The following is an 18,263-nucleotide window of genomic DNA, read 5'->3' on the forward strand; positions in this document are numbered from 1 at the left end:
CTAACCTTACCACAAAACCAAATGAATACTAACGAAGAAAAGTCTGTACAAAAAGATGCTTTGGATGGTGGAACCTACGAGATTATCCGTAAACGTCTCAACACTCATAAATCTGATCTGCAGGAACGTCTTAATACCTTAAATGACGCCCGAAAAACGGTTTTTGGTTCGCTTGAAACGCAATTAATTGCCAATAACCGAATTAGTACCGAAAATAATTGTGTGGCCAGAGATATCATTTCGCTGGGAAATACCTGCATTTTTGGCTATAATGTTCATTTTGGATTACGTACAGAAATTACACTTTCCGATGTTTTTAGCGTTTACGAGTTTAAAGACAATCATTTTGAAGCAGTTTCTTTAGCGCTTTTTGAAGATGATACTTTTAAAACCGATTTTTCAAATCTTTATAAATATTATCGAAATACGATCTTTAGCAAGTTTGCCAGGATAGGGAACTATCTGCACATGGTTTTTCAGCTGAGTGAAAGTGTGACCGATATTAAGACCTTTAAATGGCTTATAAAGGATAATTCGCTTACTTATATTGATAATCGTAGCGAACACGAATTTAAGTATCCTAAGCAGCATCAATTTAACTGGCAGGAAGCTACGCGAGATATGCAACGCTATGGTGAACATCCTCATGTTGCAATTTTAGATAAAGTTTTTGTTGAAACTATTGGCGGCGATCTTACGATTAAAATTGAAGATAATACAGAAGACGGAATGGGAATTTATTCTGAACCTGTAGATTATAAAGATCAAACGCTGGATGATGGCCAGATTCGCTTTGCCGATCTAGGGAATTTAATCATTCTTGAAATAAAGCCTTTTCAGGAAGAAGCACGCTATTTTGTGTACAATCACAAGATGCAGGAAGTTCAGAAAATCGATTCGATCAAAGAAACGGCAGTTTTATTACCAGACGATCAGGGAATTATTTTCCCAAATGGTTACTATTTACAAACCGGGGAATTTCATCTATTCTCTAACGAAGTTCAGTCTTTAAAATATCAGGGAACCATGAATTCTCCAAATGGGGAGGATTTTCTGTATATTTTCTATTCACCTTCAAAAGGGACTTATCTGCTCATGGATTATAATATGATCGAGCAGGAAATCAAAACCCCTATTGTTTGTGGAGGCTTTACCATTTTACCTAATGGAGAGCTTTGCTATTTTAAGGCTGATGACGAGCAGACCAAACATCACATGATCCAGATTTGGCAAACGCCGTATTTGGAGGGCGATATTATGCCTTCTGAACATCAGGATTCGATGTTATATAAAATTGGGAATAAAGATATCGTGAAAGTAATGGCAGAGGCTAATGAGCTGATCACATTGCTGAGTAAAGAGGATAATTATGACGGATTGTATGCCGATATTGCAAAATCTTCAAAGAATATTTTAGATGCTTATTATTGGCTAAACGAAAAGGAAACTGCCGTTTTAAGTGAGCCGTTAAAAGAGATCAATATTGCCGCAAATGCAGCGATAGATGAATTTCAGAAAGTGATTCAGCTTAAGAAAAATGCTGAAAAACAAACCAAAGAAATTCAGCAGAAAGCACAAGAGCTTTTCAGTAAAATTAAGAGCACATCTTTTAAAAACATCAACGAATTTGTCGAATTACTCTCACAGCTACGAGCTTTACGTGGCGAGGTGATTGGTCTATACGAAATTCGATATGTAAACGAAGAATTTATTAAATCGCTAGAAGATGAAATTGCAGAGCAAACTACCAAAATTTCGAGACGTTGCGTAGAATTTTTGCTGAATGATAAAGCCTTGCAGCCTTATCACGATAAAGTTGAAGAAAAACAGCAACAATTAGACAAGATCAGTAAAGTAGTTGAAGCCAAAAAGCTGGAAGAGGATGTTAATCAGATCGCTTTAGATCTGGAAATGCTTATCGATATTGTTTCGAATCTGGATATCGAAGATACCTCGCATTCCACCAAGATTATCGATAATATAAGCTTGATTTTTGCAACTATCAATCAGTTAAAAGCAGCGATTAAGAATAAGAAAAAATCACTGGGAAGTAAAGAAGCCCAAGCCGATTTTGCCGCCCAATTAAAACTGATTGATCAAAGTATCATTAATTACCTGGATATTGCTTCAACGCCTGAAAAATGTGATGAATTTCAAACCAAAGTCAGTATTCAACTTGAAGAATTAGAAGGTAAATTTGCCGATTTTGAAGAATTTATTACTGAAATTATCGAAAAGCGGGAAGAAGTTTATAACGCTTTTGAAAGTAAGAAAAGTGCGATCAATGAAAAGCGAAATAAAAAGGCGATTGCCTTGCAAACCGCTTCAGATCGTATTTTAAAAAGTATTGGCAAGAAAGCTGAAAGTTTAAAATCTGTTTCAGAAATTAATGGGTATTACGCTTCAGATTTAATGGTGAATAAGCTTCGCGACATTGTGGAGCAGTTACGAGAACTGGATGATAGCGGTAATGCCGAAGAAATTGAAACTTCGCTAAAAACGAGTAGGGAAGATGCGCTAAGAAAGCTAAAAGACAAGCAGGATCTTTACGAAGATGGGGAAAATATTATCAAACTTGGGAATCATAAATTCGGAGTTAACCGCCAGGAATTGGATCTAAGTATTGTTTTTAAAGACGATAAGTTATTTTACCATTTAAGCGGAACCGATTTTTACAAGGAACTGGAAAATGAAATTTTAAATAATAGTCGGAAATATTGGAATCAGGAGTTTATTTCTGAAAATGATTCGGTTTATCGCTCTTCATTTTTAGCCTTTAAAATATATAAAAACCAGTCTTTAGAAAACCTATCAGAATTAAATGAAGATGAATTGTTGAAGCTGATTCAGGAAGAAAGCAGTAGTAATTATTCTGAAGGTTATATAAAAGGAGTTCATGATCTTGATGCCGCTAAGATTCTACAAATTTTAGTGCAAAAACATAAAGATTTAGGCATTTTAAGATGGCGATCTGAGATTAGAGCTTTTGCGAGGTATTTTTGGAACCAGTTAGAAAGCGATGCTAAAAAAGGCTATAATAATTCGATAAAAGCCTCGGGTCAGGTTTTAAAATATTTCCCCAATACTCGCGAATATGACTTTTTAATTCAGGAATTAGAGCAGGTAATAAGCGATTTTGGACAAAAATCGGGCTTATTTTCTGCGGAAGTCAGTTTAGAAACCGCGCAATATCTTTTTGAAGAACTGCAAAGTGATGATCAATTCGTAGTTAGCGGATTGGCAAAAAAATTAGCAGATGATTTTCAGCAAATGCTGAAGAAGGAGAAAGCCGAATCTCAGTTTAGAAACAGTGTTGAAAGTTTACAATCTTATTCCGCAAAAATTAGGTTGGTAAAACAATGGCTTCAGGCGTTCGCTAAGGCGAAATTGTTAGAAAATCAATTAAATTATATCGATGAAGCTGCATGTTGTATTTTATTTCCGCAGCAAAGTCCGGAGGTGAACCATATCGATCCTTCCGCAGTAATTTCAGAACTAAAAGGAGATCATAAAAACATCGAAAATGGGCAATTTCAGTTCAATTTTCATGATTTTACGCAAAAACTTCAATTATATTTTAATCATAGCGTTCCGGCATTTCAGGCATTCAGAAAAGCAAGACATCAGGTTACCGAAGATTTAAAAGAACAGCTGAAATTAGACGAATTTAAGCCAAGAGTGCTGACTTCTTTTGTTCGGAATAAATTGATCGATCAGGTTTATTTTCCATTATTCGGTGAAAATCTGGCGAAACAATTGGGAAGCGTAGGGGAGAACCGCCGTACCGACCGAATGGGAATGCTGTTGTTAATTTCACCGCCGGGTTACGGGAAAACTACGCTGATGGAATATATTGCCAATCGATTGGGATTGGTGTTTATGAAGATCAATGGGCCGGCAATTGGTCACGATATTACCTCTGTAGATCCTGAGGCTGCGACAAATTCGGCTTCCAGAGAAGAACTTAAAAAACTGAATCTGGCTTTTGAGATGGGAAATAATGTAATGTTGTATTTAGACGATATTCAGCATTGCAATCCGGAATTTTTGCAGAAGTTTATTTCCGTTGCCGATGGAACCCGAAAAATTGAAGGAATCTATAACGGAAAACCAAAAACTTATGATCTACGCGGAAAGAAATTTTGTGTGATCATGGCCGGGAATCCTTACACCGAAAGCGGCGAGAAATTTAGAATCCCGGATATGCTTTCTAACCGTGCCGATATTTATAATTTGGGAGATATTATTGGCGATACCGAAAGTTTGTTTAAATTAAGCTTATTAGAGAATTCGCTAACATCGAATCCTGTATTGCATCAATTAAGTTCTCGAAATTTTGATGATGTATATACGTTGATCGATCGTATAGAAAATAATTCGGATGCCGGAGAATTAAAAGGAAATCATACTCAGCAGGAAATTCAGGATTATAAATCGGTTTTAGAAAAAGTGCTAAGCATTCGGAATACCGTTTTAAAAGTAAACGCTACTTATATAAAATCGGCCGGAATGGAAGATGAATATCGAACAGAACCGGCGTTTAAGTTGCAGGGATCGTATCGAGATATGAATAAACTGGTTTCGAAAGTGGTACCGATTATGAATGAAAAAGAATTAAATAGTTTGTTATTATCGCATTACGAGAACGAATCGCAAACACTAACAGCTGCTGCGGAAGCGAATTTATTAAAGTTTAAAGAATTGCGCGGAAGTATTTCTGAAGATGAAGAGGCTCGTTGGAGTGCGATTAAAGAGACCTTTTTAAAGAATAATAAGCTGAAGGGATTTGGTGACAAGAATGAAATGGCGCAGGTATTATCCCAAATGATGGCTTTTAGTGAAAATTTAGAGGGTATTAGAGAGGTTTTAAAACGTGGTTTAGAAAAATAAAACTCATTTTATGCTGCTCGAACACCATGAACGTCTACAAAAATCATGTTTGGGCAGTTTTTTTAGAATATCGGCAATGTCATTTATTTGATAGATCATCAAATAATTTTCAGTTTATAAGATATCTGATAAATTTTATATGCTTAAACGTAATAAAAGAGAAAAAATAAAATGCCTCTTTACGAAGCATTAATTTCAACTTTTAAGATTTTCTAAAATCTTTCTGATTTCTGGGGGTATTACCTAAATTAACTTTGTTTTATGTACAAAAGGTATTAAGAAATTGTAGGGGTAATATGTTGAAATATAGTATTATGTGTTTTTAAACGATTATACTGGCAAGTGGTCGTTAATTTTTTTTTTAGAAAACTTTTAACATTAATATTGCCTTGTTTTTAGATTTCAACTTAACCATTTACTCCATTACGAATTCTTAATATAAGGTTTACGATGAAGAAAAATTACCCCTTTAAAAAGAACTTACTTCTAACAGTTTTTTCAATATTTTTTGTAGCATTTTTTAATTCTAGCGAATTATCTGCACAGGTAGGAATTGGAACTTCAAATCCAGATCCATCAGCTGTTTTACATATTCAAAGTACAAATAAAGGAGTATTACTTCCAAAAGTAGATCTTCAAAATTTGACTGATAGAAACACTGTAAATGAACCTACCGAAGGTCTTTTAGTATACAATAGGAGAGATGATAACTCCCATGATCTTCGGAAAGGATTTTATATTTGGGATAATGAAAAGTGGGATAAAGTCGAAAATCAATCTGATATCGATGATATCATGGATGAGATCGATGAACGTTTTAAAGAGTTAGAAGATGGTTCTGGTTGGGCCCTAAATGGTAATTCTTTAAATGGCAGTGAGTTTTTAGGTTCTACTAATGAGCAACCAATAGTATTTAAAGTAAATAACGTGAAGCAGGCGCAATTCGGGATTAAAGATAGGATTGCCATTGGGCGTAATGCTGTAGTTAGTGGAGAAAGAGGTTTTGCTATAGGTTATTCTGCCGCTGTTAGTACTAATGATGGTTATGCTTATGGTAGAGGATCTTCTGCTTCAGGTAATGATGTATATGCTTACGGTTATAATAGTAGTGCAAGTGGTAGCGAAACATACGCTTTTGGACGCGAAGCTGCAAGTTCAGGAACCAGAGCATATTCTTTAGGTTATCAGTCTAAAAGTAGTGGTATAGATAGTTACTCTATTGGTAGAGAAGCCGAAGCTTCAGGAACACATTCTTATGCCATTGGTTATCAGGCAAAAACTTCACAAAGTAAAGTAATTACACTTGGTGGATCAGATACCAGAACAGGAGTGGGTACTGGATCTCCTAATAGTTCTGCTATGTTAGATGTTGTTAGTACTAATAAAGGAGTTTTAGTGCCTAGAATTCAACTAGACAAAACAGATCAGCAAAACCCCGTTTCTAGTCCTGCAAATGGATTACTTGTATTCAATACAGCTACACGAAACGACGTGACCCCTGGATTCTATTATTGGTATAATAATAAATGGAACCAGATGATGAGTGAAGAAAATCTTGGAGACTATTTTGTGTATGCAGAGGTATTCAAATCAGATGCTCCAACGCCGCTTAATAATGCAGGGAACGGCAGTAACCCTTCCCCGGTTTGGAAAGAAGTTGATTTTGGAACAGATGTAGTATTAAGTAATAATGTAGAAACAACAGATAGATCTATAAGGGTACCTATTAAAGGAATCTATCGTATTAGCTATAGTATTATGATTAGTAATACCGGTAGTGGTGGAGGAAAAGATATACATTTTAAATTACAGAAAAATAATAATGATGTACCAGGAAGCTTATCTATTGCAAATGTTAAAAATAACGATGTAAAAACAGTTTCTAAAACTAAGCTGGTATCTTTGAACGCCAATGATATGCTAAAGATTATAGCGGGAGGATCTGAATCAGATAGTAGTATTGTGATTATGTCTGACGGTACTAATTTCAATATAGAATTAGTAAGAAGACTATAAGATAAATTGAATATAACACTTCGTAAAAGCTCAATTCTATTAAGTTTTGAGCTTTTTTGGTTTCTCTTCTTTAATCTTAATTTTTTTTATTTCAACCTTTAATCCTTTTTTTTTATCTAATTATCTAATAACTAGAATATTTTGATTGTAAATGAAAAAAAAGTATTTAATTCATTTTGATTTACTTAATTTTAAAGATAAAAGAAAAGATGAGCAATATTCTAGTTACTGGGGGCTGTGGCTTTATAGGATCAAATTTTATAATACATTTTCTAAATAATAATCCTAACAAATCAATCATTAACGTAGACGCGTTAACCTACGCAGGAGATGTTCTTAATTTATTTGAGATATCTGATAATTCTAGATATATTTTCGAAAAGGGAGATATTTGTAATAGAGATTTCATAGATCAGCTATTTTCTAAATACGACATTCGGGATGTTATACATTTAGCTGCAGAGTCTCACGTAGATAATAGTATCACCAATCCTGATGCTTTTATGCAAACCAATATTATGGGAACATTTAACCTTTTAGATGTCGCTAAAAAGTATTGGATGATTTCTGCAGGGAATTACAAGGAAGAATATATAAACTCTAGATTTCATCACGTTTCTACAGATGAAGTTTATGGCACATTAGGCGAAAAGGGACTATTTCACGAAACTACGGCTTATGCCCCTAATAGCCCTTATAGTGCATCTAAAGCTTCTTCAGATTTTATTGTACGTAGTTATCACCATACTTATGGGATGAATGTAGTTACTACAAATTGTTCGAATAATTATGGACCTAAACAGCATGATGAAAAGTTAATTCCTGTTATTATTAGAAAGGCATTATCTGGTGAAAATATTCCTATCTATGGGAATGGTAAAAATATAAGAGACTGGCTTTACGTTTTAGATCACTGTAAAGGAATCGAGTTAGCTTTTAAGAAAGGAATTTCTGGAGAAACTTATAATATAGGTGGCAGAAATGAGCGAACCAATATCTATATTGCTGAAAAGATTTGTGAAATACTCGATCAAAAAGTTCCATTAAATTCTGGTAAAAGTTATGCGGAACAAATATCTTATGTTACAGATAGAGCAGGACATGACTTTAGGTATGCTATTGATGCCACAAAAATTGAGAATGATTTAGGGTGGAAGGCAGATGAAAACTTTGAAACCGGAATTGAATTGACAGTTGACTGGTATTTAAATAAATATAAAAGTATTCTTGAGACTGTTTGATTAACCAAAAACTAACATAACCAGATTATATGAAAGGAATAATTTTAGCAGGAGGATCTGGTACAAGACTCCATCCTTGTACAATAGCAGTAAGTAAACAATTAATGCCTATCTATGATAAACCAATGATCTACTATCCACTTTCAACTTTAATGGAAGCAGGGATAAGAGAAATTTTAATTATAAGTACCCCTCACGATATGCCTTTATTTAAAAAATTATTGGGAGATGGAGCTAAATATGGCTGTATTTTTGAATATGCAGTTCAACCTAGACCAGAGGGCTTGGCTCAAGCTTTTTTAATTGGTGAAGATTTTATAGGTAAAGATAAAGTTGCATTGGTATTAGGTGATAATATTTTTTACGGTTCTGGATTATCTAATTTATTACAGGCAAACAATGAACCAGATGGAGGAATCATTTATGCATATCATGTGACAGATCCCGAAAGATACGGTGTTGTAGAGTTTGATGATAATCAAAAAGCAATTTCTATCGAAGAAAAACCATCAATACCAAAATCAAACTATGCAGTACCCGGAATTTACTTTTACGACAATAATGTTATAGATATAGCCAAGAATATAAAACCAAGTAAGCGAGGAGAATTAGAAATAACTGATATAAATAAGGAATATCTTAATCAAGGAAAACTTAATGTTAGTATATTAGACCGCGGAACGGCCTGGCTCGATACAGGAACATTTAATTCTTTAATGCAGGCGTCCCAATTTGTTCAAGTAATTGAAGAAAGACAAGGGCTAAAAGTTGGTGCTATCGAGGCTTCAGCTTTAAAAATGGGATACATCACAAAAGAGCAATTTGTGAGTTTAACTGAGCCCTTTCTAAAAAGTGGATACAGTAAAAATTTATTAGCAACAATTTAATGAAAGTAAAAAGAACTAGCATAGAAGGCTGTTTTGAAATTGAACCAAAAATAATAAATGATAAAAGAGGATATTTCTATGAAAGTTTTAATAAAAAAGTTTTTCAGCAAGAAACAGGTATAAATACAGAATTTGTTCAGGATAATCAGTCATTTTCACAAAGAGGCGTTTTAAGAGGGCTTCATCTGCAGGAAGGTGATTTCTCTCAGGCAAAATTAGTTTCTGCTTTGCAAGGAAAGGTTTTAGATGTCGTGGTAGATCTTAGAAAAGGAAGCAAAACATTTGGTGAGGTTTATAGTACATTGCTTTCCGAAGAAAATAAAAAGCAATTATTTGTTCCCAGAGGTTGCGCTCATGGATTTGTTGTTTTAAGTGAAACAGCGCTTTTTTACTATAAATGCGACAATTTTTATAATAAAGAAGCTGAAGCAGGAATCATTTATAATGATAAAGATCTTGGAATAGATTGGCATTTATCTGAGGAAGAATTGATCATATCAGATAAAGATTTGGTTTTACCAAGTTTTAAAGATTATATTTCTCAATATTCCGAAGTACAATAGTATGCTTAAAATTCTTGTTACTGGTGGTAAAGGGCAACTTGCACAATGTATTGAAAAGTTAAGCAGTTCTTATCAATTTGAACTTGTTTTTAGAAGTTCTTCGGAATTAGATATTACTAATGCAAAAAAAATAGAGCAAGAATTATCTAATTATAATTACGATTATTGCATTAATTGCGCTGCTTATACGCAGGTTGATAAAGCAGAATCTGATGCAAAGAAAGCTGATATCATAAATCATGTTGCTGTTGAAAATCTTGCAAAATCTTGTGCTAAATCTCAGGTTAAATTAATACATATTTCTACAGATTTTGTTTTCTCTGGAGATAATTCTATACCTTATTTAGAAGACGATAAAACGCTTGCTTTAGGAGTTTATGGTCAAACTAAACTTGAAGGAGAATCTAAGATTATACAAAATTTAGATCAATTTTTTATCATTAGAACTTCCTGGTTATATTCTGAATTTGGGAATAACTTTTTAAAATCGATGCTGAAGTATGGTAAGGAACGAGAAGAATTATCTGTTGTTTTTGATCAGGTAGGTACACCAACTTATGCTATGGATTTAGCTGAAGTGATTCTTGGTATCATCCAATCTCAATCAAAAGATTACGGAGTTTACCATTATAGCAATGAAGGAGTTGCCAGTTGGTATGATTTCGCATTTAACATCTTTAATTTGGCTGGGGTCAATTGTAAATTAAAACCTATACGATCTAAGGATTATCCAACACCTGCAAAAAGACCTTCATTCAGTGTTTTAGATAAATCTAAGATAAAAAGTACTTTTCAGATTGAAATTCCGAATTGGCAGGATTCGCTTTCAAAAGCTATTCAGAATATAAACTAAAACAAAAAAGCTTCAATTTTAATTGAAGCTTTTTTATAGTTTCTAATATTTAACTTTTAACTCGATAATTGAGTTTAAATCCTCCAGTTCACGATTTTTATAGTGATGTCTAAATAAAACTATTTTCAAACAAATACATAGACTTGAAGCAATTTTTTCTATTTCCTATTTCCAAAGATTCTAAGTAGGAAAAGGAACATATTTATAAAGTCTAAGTAAAGTGTAATAGCTCCCATTAAAGCCAAATTATGGCCGATATCTGAATCTTCCATTCCTGCTCTATACATTCTTTTGATCTTTTGAGTGTCGTAAGCAGTTAGGCCAACAAAAATCAAAACACCGGCATAAGTAATTACCCAATATAAAATTTCGCTAAAAAAGAAAATGTTTACGATCGAGGCGATTATAATCCCGATTAATGCCATAAAGCAAAGATTACCAATACTGGTAAGATCTCTTTTAGTAAAATATCCGTAAGCACTCATAGCACCAAACGTACCGGCAGTTACAAAAAAAGTGGTCGCTATAGAAGCTGAGGTAAATACAAGTAAAATAAATGATAAAGTAATACCATTTAACACGGAATACAGGATAAATAAAGCTGTAGCGGTAGTAGTCGACAACTTTTGAATATTAGCGCCAATATATCCAACTAATAAAACTTCCCCAATTAAAAGTCCGTAAAAAACAAGCTTATTAGAGAAGATTAAATTCATCAATTCATAACTACCAGCTGCAAAAAATGCAGTTACACCGGTAATTAGAAGTGCCAGTGACATCCAGTTAAAAACCTTATTTATATAAGCTGTTTGCCCTTGTTTAAGTTGCGCATCAGAGTAAATTACCTGTTCTTCAGGATTTATATTTTCTGATATTTGAGAGTCTGAATTCATAATTTCAATTTACGGTTTAGTGTAAAAATATAGATTTATTTATTACAAAAATAGTCGAATTTCTATTAGTTGTGATACAAAAAAGGATTGCCACTGGCAATCCTTTGATATTCAATAAGAATAAAAAATGTAAATTAGATTCCGGTATAGTTTTGCGGAGTAATTTTCTTTAATTCTTCCTTAATATTATCTTCTACTTCTAAGTTTTCAATAAAGTTAGCGATACTTGTTTTATTGATCTTTTCGTTAGTACGAGTAAGGCCTTTTAAAGTTTCGTAAGGATTTTTAAAACCTTCACGTCTTAAGATTGTCTGAATAGCTTCAGCAACTACGGCCCAGTTTGCTTCAAGATCTGCATTAAGCTTTTCTTCATTCAGCAATAATTTATTCAAGCCTTTTAAAGTCGACTGGAATCCAATAACTGTGTGCCCAACAGGAACGCCTATATTTCTTAAAACAGTACTATCAGTTAAATCTCGCTGTAATCTACTCACTGGTAATTTAGCGGCTAAATGCTCAAAAATAGCATTCGCGATACCCAAGTTCCCTTCACTGTTTTCAAAATCGATAGGATTTACCTTATGTGGCATGGCAGAGCTTCCTATTTCTCCAGCTTTGATCTTTTGCTTAAAATAATCCATAGAAACATACGTCCAGATATCTTTATCTAAATCTAGGATTATGGTGTTTATTCTTTTTAAAGCATCAAAAAGAGCAGCCATGTGATCGTAATGCTCGATTTGAGTTGTTGGGAAAGAATGTTTTAAACCAAGAGTGTTTTCAACAAAGCCGCTACCAAATTTTTTCCAGTCAATTTCTGGATATGCTACAAAATGAGCATTATAATTTCCTGTTGCGCCACCAAATTTAGCAGCGTGACTACAAGCATCTAAAAGCTCTTTTTGTTCCTTTAGTCGAGCAGTAAAAACCTCTATTTCTTTACCAAGTCGAGTAGGAGAGGCAGGCTGGCCGTGAGTACGGGCAAGCATTGGTACATCTTTCCAATCTTTAGCAAGCGATTTTAATTTGCTTAGAATTTCGTCTAATTGTGGTATATAAACTTCCTCTATCGCATCTTTTAACGAAAGCGGAACCGCTGTATTATTAATATCCTGAGAAGTAAGCCCAAAATGTATAAATTCTTTAGACTTTTCCAGGCCTAATTTTTCAAACTCTTCTTTTAAAAAATATTCTACCGCTTTAACATCGTGATTGGTGGTTTTTTCAATCTCTTTTATAGCCTGTGCATCCTGAATTGTAAAGTTTTCGTACAACCCACGAAGTTGTGGAAAAACAGCCTCATCTACATCTTTTAACTGAGGTAAAGGAAGTTTACATAAAGCAATAAAATATTCAACTTCTACTTTTACACGATATTTTATAAGCGCTTTTTCACTAAAATAAGCCGATAAAGCTTTTGTTTTAGAATGATATCTTCCGTCTATCGGAGAAATTGCATTTAGCGGAGTCATTTTCTTATTTTAAAAGTTAAAGCGTAAAGATAGTGCTTCAAAACCATCTAAGAAACCACTATCTTAAATTCTTTAAAATTTTTGTTCCGCGAGATTTAAAACCGGCAGATTCCTTAGCCAGATTTTGTTCTAAATATGCTCTCAATTCCGGGTGAATCCAGCCTATTTTAAAACCCAGGTAAAAAAGACTTTGCATCGCAAAAGCTTTTGTTGCGGTTTTACTGTTTACTAAAAGCCAGTCGAAACAAACACTGGCCATTTTTTCTAAAGATTGCTGCGGAATTTTAAAACCTGATTCTTTATATTGAAATTCGCTAATTTTCTCCAATAATTTTGAAATGCAGCGCTTCTCGGTTTCTGAAGTGATTTTGGTTGAAATTTCAATGATTTCTTCGGAATAATTTTTTACTTCTTCCCAATGATCCCTGGTATAAAATTCTAAAGCCACAATTGCTTTAAGGCGATATACTGTAGATTGCTGAATAATCTGAATTAAATCCGGTAGAAACTGATTTTTGCTAATTATCCTGCTTAAGTTTGCTCTACTTTCAGCATGCATGGTCATTTTCTCTAGATGAAATTCGACATTCACGAGACAAATTTTTTGCGAAGTTCTTCAGCCATTTTTGGGACGCCACTTACTGCTTTTTCAGCATAAATATTTAGATATTCATTCTCCTGAATATTAGGATTAGGATCGATAAAATAAACTGGCGTTTGCGGCGATGCAAAATCTATTAGACCAGCTGCCGGGTAAACTTGCATTGATGTTCCTATAATTGCAATAATATCGGCTTGCGATACTTTTTGAATGGCTTTTTCCATCTTTGGGACCGCTTCACCAAACCAAACCACATGCGGGCGTAATTGAAAATTATGTTCGCAAAAATCACCAATCTTAATATCTTGTTTCCAATCGAGCACTAAATTTTCATCAAAAGTGCTGCGGGCTTTTAAAAGTTCGCCATGTAAATGCAAAACATTAGCACTGCCGGCACGTTCGTGAAGATCGTCGATGTTTTGTGTAATAATTTCAACGTTAAAATCCTGTTCTAATTCGGCCAAAACTATATGTGCTTTATTAGGATCAACGCTTAACAACTGTTTTCTACGCTGATTATAAAAATCGAGTACCAGTTCCTGGTCTTTTTCCCAGCCTAAAGGCGAAGCTACCTGCATCACATCGTGGCCTTCCCATAAACCATCAGCATCTCTAAAGGTTTTTATACCACTTTCGGCACTAATTCCTGCCCCTGTAAGTACTACAAGATTTTTCATAAAAAGAAATTTTGAAAAAGATAATTATTTTGAAGAAACCTGAACCTTATATTCGATAAAAATCAATACAATTTTTATCGAATATTAACTTTTATAGCGATTTAGATTTCAATTTTATGTTACTGTAATTCATTTGTTATTTACAGACGCTAAATTTTAAATTTTTAAGCAGTAATTTGAATGATTTTCATTTTTATTACGCACGATATTTAAGGCTGAATGGGCTTTTATAGCATCTTTTATACATTTAGTAATTTCATTTTTATATTTTTGATGATATATGAATGACCCTGCTTTAATTTCTTACTTAGAAGATTTTCTTACCGATCGTAGAAGGTCGCTTATTAAAAAAGTGATCGATCAACGAACTAATCATATAACTGTGGCTACACAAGATGTATATCAATTACATAATACAAGCGCAGTTATACGAAGTTGTGATGTTTTTGGAATCCAAAATGTACATGTAATCGAAGAAAAATTTCCTAAAAGGATAGATCGCGAGATCGCCATGGGCGCTCAAAAATGGGTTACTGTGAATCGTCATGCTTCAGCAAAAGAGTGTATATCGCATTTACGGGAAAATGGCTATCAAATTGTAGCGACAAGCCCCCATAATGATTCTTTACACTTGGGAGATTTTGATGTCAATAAGAAGTCGGCTTTATTCTTCGGGACAGAGCGTTATGGATTATCAGAAGAAATAATGAAAGAAGCAGATTGTACTTTAAAAATCCCCATGTACGGTTTTACAGAGAGTTTAAATATCTCTGTTTCTGCCGCAATTATCTTACAAAGTCTAGCTGAACGGATAAGAAAAGAAGCTGTGAATTGGCAACTTAATGAAGAAGAGAAAGAAGACTTAAAATTACAATGGCTTAAGAATAACCTTAAAAATAGTAGTGAGCTTATTTCTCATTTTTATTCGAAATAATTGCTAATTTTAACAAAAAGTAAATTACACCAATGACGCTTTTCTTCTACGTTATTATTGCGATAATTACGTTTGTAGCTTTTTTACATGCCTGGTCTAAGAAAGATTATGATGTAAGTAGAACTATTGTTATAAATAGATCTAAAGCAGATATTTTTGGTTTTGTAAGACAACTTAAGAACCAACAAAAATGGGTTTCTCAATTACAAAATGCTAAGCTTACTCACTTAAAATTTAAGGGAGAGGATGGCAAGGAAGGTGCAATTGTATATTGGAAAGGTGATAAAAGTATTGGTGAGGGCACTCAAAAGATTATAAAAGTAAAACCCGGCCATGTTTTCGAAATAAAATTACTTGTAGTAAAACCCGCAGAAGCAGTAGCTTTAGTATATTTTGCATCAAAAGAAATACAGCCAGAAAGAACTAAAATCGTCTTTGGTGTACGTGGTTATTTACCATTTCCTTATTCTGTGATTTCTATTTTCTACAGTATGGAGAATCGATTAGGCAATGATTTTGAAAAGAGTCTTCAAAACCTTAAAAGCTACTTAGAAGAAAGCAACTTCTAATTTTTGTTACGCTGTAGTAATTTATATTCTTCCCAACAACCACTTATGGCATCAAGGATTTGTAAATCTGTAGCTGTTTTTACAAAATCTTCGGAATAGTTACACCTACTTAAAACTTCTTCGATTTCAGCTTTACTAAGCTGTAGCATTGCGCTTAATGTTTCGCGATTATATTTAGAGCCTAAAAGATCACGAATACTTTCGTCTTCTTTCATTTGCCTAAGCTTACGCATTTGACGCTCTCTTCGGCTAAATAGATTGTTCAATGCATCGGCAGGATTAAAAATAGATCCAATTACTTTATTAAAAGCATTAGGAGAAGAACCTCCGGCCTCATAACCAATATTAAGGCCGGAAATACTATATCTCTTATTTTCATAAATTGGGATATTCTTAGCGTCGATTTCAAGATAACCGGTAAGTTTTACGTCACTCACGGTCACTTCTTCCAAAGCGATCCCAACTTCTGTCATTTTCACTTTTACATTTCCGTATTTAAGCCAATCGTTAGTTACCCTTACTTTAATAGATTTAAAACCTAAATAAGTAAAATATAAGGTGTCATTTGCTGTTGCCTGCAATTTAAAAGAACCATCTTCTTCAGAAGTGCTTCCTTTTACCTGGTTAAGGTTTACAATATGAACATTCTCTAATGGCACGTCATTAGCCGCATTCATCACGGTTCCTGAAATAACATCCTGAGCGCTTGCTATTTGGCAAACAAAAAATACTGAAAATAAAAAAGTAACTAACTGCTTCATAAATCTTGGGGCCTAAAATATGAAAATCATTCTAAAAAATGATGCCAAAATAGGCTAAAACCTAGCTTATTTTTTGGATTTTCTTCTTTTAATAGAACTTTCTATATTTTTACCGCGACTACCTGAACGCTTTGATTTTTTACCTTTAAAGCCGTTGTCTTTAGAGTTTTTTGAATCTTTAGATCTGGATCTTCCTTTACCTGAAGATCTGTCGTCACTTTTTCCAAAACCGCCACCGCCGTTACGACCTTTACGCCTGCGGCCACCGCCTTTACCACCGCCACTATTGGAGTTTTTGGTGATTTCTACATTAATTTTTCTACCCTGATATTCAAAATCGCTAAATGCGTTAAGAACTTTGTCTGTTTCAGAGTTTTCAGTATTAAAGAAAGAAAAGCTGTCTTTAACGTCTACCTTAAATACACCATCTTTTCCTAGTTGTAATGCATCTTTTAGGAAGTCTTTTAAGCTCATCCAGTCGAATCCATCTTTCTTACCAACGTTCATAAAGTAACGGGTAGAGTTTGGATCAAGGTCTACATTTGCACCACCACTTACCGGAGCAAGATCGCTGGCATCTTTATAGTAGTTAAAGAATCTTGTAAACTCTACTGAAAAGAATTTTTTAATTAATTCTTCTTTACTGAATTCTTCAAGCACTTTATTGATATTAGGTAAATACGCATCAATTTCGTGATTAATAGCAGTATCTTTAATATCATTGGCTAAGTGTAATAGCTGTACTTTACAGATGTCTTTTCCATCTGGTAATTGTTTCTCATCAAAAGACTGTTTGATGATACGCTCGATACTTTTAATTTTTCGAAGCTCACTTTTAGAAACGATCACCATCGATGTACCAGTTTTACCGGCACGGCCGGTACGACCACTACGGTGCGTATAGGTTTCTACTTCGTCTGGAAGCTGGTAATTTATTACGTGGGTAATATCGTCTACGTCAATTCCTCGTGCAGCCACATCTGTAGCTACCAGCATCTGGATTTGGCGACTTCTAAAAGATTTCATTACCAAATCACGTTGATTCTGACTCAAATCTCCGTGTAATGCAGCAGCCGAATAACCATCTTCGATTAAACGCTCTGCCACTTTTTGCGTATCTCTTTTGGTGCGGCAAAATATTACAGAGAAAATATCTGGATTAGCATCTGCCAAACGTTTTAATGCAGCGTAACGATCACGAGCGTTTACTAGGTAAAATTCGTGAGAAACGTTATTAGAACCCATATTCTTGCTACCTACGGTAACTTCAATAGGGTTACGCATAAATTTTTTAGCAATCGTAGCTACTTCTTTTGGCATGGTTGCCGAAAATAACCAGGTGCTTTTTTCTTTTGGAGTATGTGAAAGGATTGAAGTGATATCTTCATAGAATCCCATATTCAGCATTTCATCTGCTTCATCTAAAACGCAGTATTCGATTTTCGAAATATCGGTAAGACCGCGTCTTATCATATCCTGCATTCTTCCAGGAGTCGCAACAATAATTTGAGCGCCTCGCTCTATTTGTTTTGCCTGTTCTGTAATGCTGGCTCCACCATAAACCGCAACAGGGTAAAGTGAAGGCTCGTATTTAGAATAGTTTTTAAGTTCGTTTGTGATCTGCAAACACAATTCTCTGGTAGGAGATAAAATAAGTGCCTGAGTGTGCTTTGATTTGGGGTTAATTTTCTGAATCAAAGGGAAACCAAAAGCTGCCGTCTTTCCTGTCCCGGTCTGGGCTAACGCAACCATATCAGTCTCTTCGTCTAATAAAATGGGGATGGTTTTTTCCTGTACTTCACTTGGACTTTCAAAGCCCATGTCTTCAATAGCTTTTAAGATCGAGGAATTTAAACCTAATTCTTGGAATTTATTCATTATAAAATTTAATAAGCTGCAAATGTAC

General features: G+C 34.2%; 14 protein-coding genes. 8 read left to right on the plus strand and 6 right to left on the minus strand.

Going from position 1 to position 18,263, the window contains the following annotated elements; all coding sequences use genetic code 11:
- Positions 1–21 precede the first annotated feature (21 nt).
- The 6 genes from IIF7_RS04940 to rfbD all read left to right on the plus strand — a co-directional run bounded on the left by IIF7_RS04940 (position 22) and on the right by rfbD (position 10,450).
- Positions 22–4,890, plus strand: coding sequence for a DNA repair ATPase (locus tag IIF7_RS04940; RefSeq protein ID WP_084840580.1), 4,869 nt, complete (start codon positions 22–24; stop codon positions 4,888–4,890).
- A gap of 450 nt (positions 4,891–5,340) precedes the next feature.
- A complete protein-coding gene (locus tag IIF7_RS04945) occupies positions 5,341–6,906 on the plus strand; it encodes a hypothetical protein (RefSeq protein ID WP_084840581.1) in 1,566 nt (521 codons plus the stop codon).
- Positions 6,907–7,115: 209 nt separating this feature from the next.
- A complete protein-coding gene (gene rfbB / locus IIF7_RS04950) occupies positions 7,116–8,147 on the plus strand; it encodes a dTDP-glucose 4,6-dehydratase (RefSeq protein WP_084840582.1) in 1,032 nt (343 codons plus the stop codon).
- A gap of 29 nt (positions 8,148–8,176) precedes the next feature.
- Positions 8,177–9,034: a glucose-1-phosphate thymidylyltransferase RfbA gene (gene rfbA, locus IIF7_RS04955; RefSeq protein ID WP_084840583.1), complete on the plus strand. Its 858-nt coding sequence runs from the start codon at positions 8,177–8,179 to the stop codon at positions 9,032–9,034.
- Positions 9,034–9,597 (plus strand): dTDP-4-dehydrorhamnose 3,5-epimerase, encoded by a 564-nt coding sequence (gene rfbC, locus IIF7_RS04960; protein ID WP_084840584.1) that lies wholly within the window; start codon positions 9,034–9,036, stop codon positions 9,595–9,597. The genes rfbA and rfbC overlap by 1 nt, the downstream gene beginning before the upstream one ends.
- A gap of 1 nt (position 9,598) precedes the next feature.
- Positions 9,599–10,450, plus strand: a complete 852-nt coding sequence (gene rfbD, locus IIF7_RS04965; protein ID WP_084840585.1) for a dTDP-4-dehydrorhamnose reductase — start codon at positions 9,599–9,601, stop codon at positions 10,448–10,450.
- 158 nt (positions 10,451–10,608) lie between these two features.
- Here the strand turns inward: rfbD and IIF7_RS04970 are convergent, their stop codons facing one another.
- The 4 genes from IIF7_RS04970 to IIF7_RS04985 form a co-directional block, all read right to left on the minus strand.
- Positions 10,609–11,343 carry a Bax inhibitor-1/YccA family protein gene (locus IIF7_RS04970; protein ID WP_084840586.1) on the minus strand — a complete coding sequence of 245 codons (735 nt, stop codon included), beginning with the start codon at positions 11,341–11,343 and terminating at the stop codon, positions 10,609–10,611.
- 134 nt (positions 11,344–11,477) lie between these two features.
- Positions 11,478–12,815, minus strand: coding sequence for an adenylosuccinate lyase (gene purB, locus IIF7_RS04975; RefSeq protein ID WP_084840587.1), 1,338 nt, complete (start codon positions 12,813–12,815; stop codon positions 11,478–11,480).
- A gap of 58 nt (positions 12,816–12,873) precedes the next feature.
- Positions 12,874–13,407, minus strand: coding sequence for a hypothetical protein (locus IIF7_RS04980; RefSeq protein ID WP_084840588.1), 534 nt, complete (start codon positions 13,405–13,407; stop codon positions 12,874–12,876).
- Positions 13,404–14,093: an SIR2 family NAD-dependent protein deacylase gene (locus IIF7_RS04985; RefSeq protein ID WP_084840589.1), complete on the minus strand. Its 690-nt coding sequence runs from the start codon at positions 14,091–14,093 to the stop codon at positions 13,404–13,406. The genes IIF7_RS04980 and IIF7_RS04985 overlap by 4 nt, the downstream gene beginning before the upstream one ends.
- A 280-nt stretch (positions 14,094–14,373) precedes the next feature.
- Between IIF7_RS04985 and IIF7_RS04990 the strand changes: the two genes are divergently transcribed.
- Together IIF7_RS04990 and IIF7_RS04995 are read left to right on the plus strand one after the other, a co-directional pair.
- Complete coding sequence (locus IIF7_RS04990; protein ID WP_084840590.1) at positions 14,374–15,027, plus strand: TrmH family RNA methyltransferase; 654 nt, start codon at positions 14,374–14,376, stop codon at positions 15,025–15,027.
- Positions 15,028–15,059: 32 nt separating this feature from the next.
- Positions 15,060–15,596, plus strand: a complete 537-nt coding sequence (locus tag IIF7_RS04995) for an SRPBCC family protein (RefSeq protein ID WP_084840591.1) — start codon at positions 15,060–15,062, stop codon at positions 15,594–15,596.
- Here IIF7_RS04995 and IIF7_RS05000 read toward each other — a convergent pair.
- Both IIF7_RS05000 and IIF7_RS05005 read right to left on the minus strand, forming a co-directional pair.
- Positions 15,593–16,357: a carboxypeptidase-like regulatory domain-containing protein gene (locus tag IIF7_RS05000; protein WP_176218897.1), complete on the minus strand. Its 765-nt coding sequence runs from the start codon at positions 16,355–16,357 to the stop codon at positions 15,593–15,595. The two genes, IIF7_RS04995 and IIF7_RS05000, sit on opposite strands and share 4 nt — an antisense overlap.
- A 66-nt stretch (positions 16,358–16,423) precedes the next feature.
- Complete coding sequence (locus IIF7_RS05005; protein WP_084840592.1) at positions 16,424–18,235, minus strand: DEAD/DEAH box helicase; 1,812 nt, start codon at positions 18,233–18,235, stop codon at positions 16,424–16,426.
- Positions 18,236–18,263: the final 28 nt, after the last annotated feature.

This window comes from Zunongwangia atlantica 22II14-10F7, from assembly GCF_002094855.1.
In the GTDB taxonomy this organism is placed as follows: Bacteria; Bacteroidota; Bacteroidia; order Flavobacteriales; family Flavobacteriaceae; genus Zunongwangia; species Zunongwangia atlantica.

Excerpts from the sequence above, each read along its gene's own strand:
- IIF7_RS04940 (WP_084840580.1), top strand. The coding sequence starts at position 22 with ATGAATACTAACGAAGAAAAGTCTGTACAAAAAGATGCTTTGGATGGT.
- IIF7_RS04945 (WP_084840581.1), top strand. The coding sequence starts at position 5,341 with ATGAAGAAAAATTACCCCTTTAAAAAGAACTTACTTCTAACAGTTTTT.
- rfbB (WP_084840582.1), top strand. The coding sequence starts at position 7,116 with ATGAGCAATATTCTAGTTACTGGGGGCTGTGGCTTTATAGGATCAAAT.
- rfbA (WP_084840583.1), top strand. The coding sequence starts at position 8,177 with ATGAAAGGAATAATTTTAGCAGGAGGATCTGGTACAAGACTCCATCCT.
- rfbC (WP_084840584.1), top strand. The coding sequence starts at position 9,034 with ATGAAAGTAAAAAGAACTAGCATAGAAGGCTGTTTTGAAATTGAACCA.
- rfbD (WP_084840585.1), top strand. The coding sequence starts at position 9,599 with ATGCTTAAAATTCTTGTTACTGGTGGTAAAGGGCAACTTGCACAATGT.
- IIF7_RS04970 (WP_084840586.1), bottom strand. The coding sequence starts at position 11,343 with ATGAATTCAGACTCTCAAATATCAGAAAATATAAATCCTGAAGAACAG.
- purB (WP_084840587.1), bottom strand. The coding sequence starts at position 12,815 with ATGACTCCGCTAAATGCAATTTCTCCGATAGACGGAAGATATCATTCT.
- IIF7_RS04985 (WP_084840589.1), bottom strand. The coding sequence starts at position 14,093 with ATGAAAAATCTTGTAGTACTTACAGGGGCAGGAATTAGTGCCGAAAGT.
- IIF7_RS04990 (WP_084840590.1), top strand. The coding sequence starts at position 14,374 with ATGAATGACCCTGCTTTAATTTCTTACTTAGAAGATTTTCTTACCGAT.
- IIF7_RS04995 (WP_084840591.1), top strand. The coding sequence starts at position 15,060 with ATGACGCTTTTCTTCTACGTTATTATTGCGATAATTACGTTTGTAGCT.
- IIF7_RS05000 (WP_176218897.1), bottom strand. The coding sequence starts at position 16,357 with ATGAAGCAGTTAGTTACTTTTTTATTTTCAGTATTTTTTGTTTGCCAA.
- IIF7_RS05005 (WP_084840592.1), bottom strand. The coding sequence starts at position 18,235 with ATGAATAAATTCCAAGAATTAGGTTTAAATTCCTCGATCTTAAAAGCT.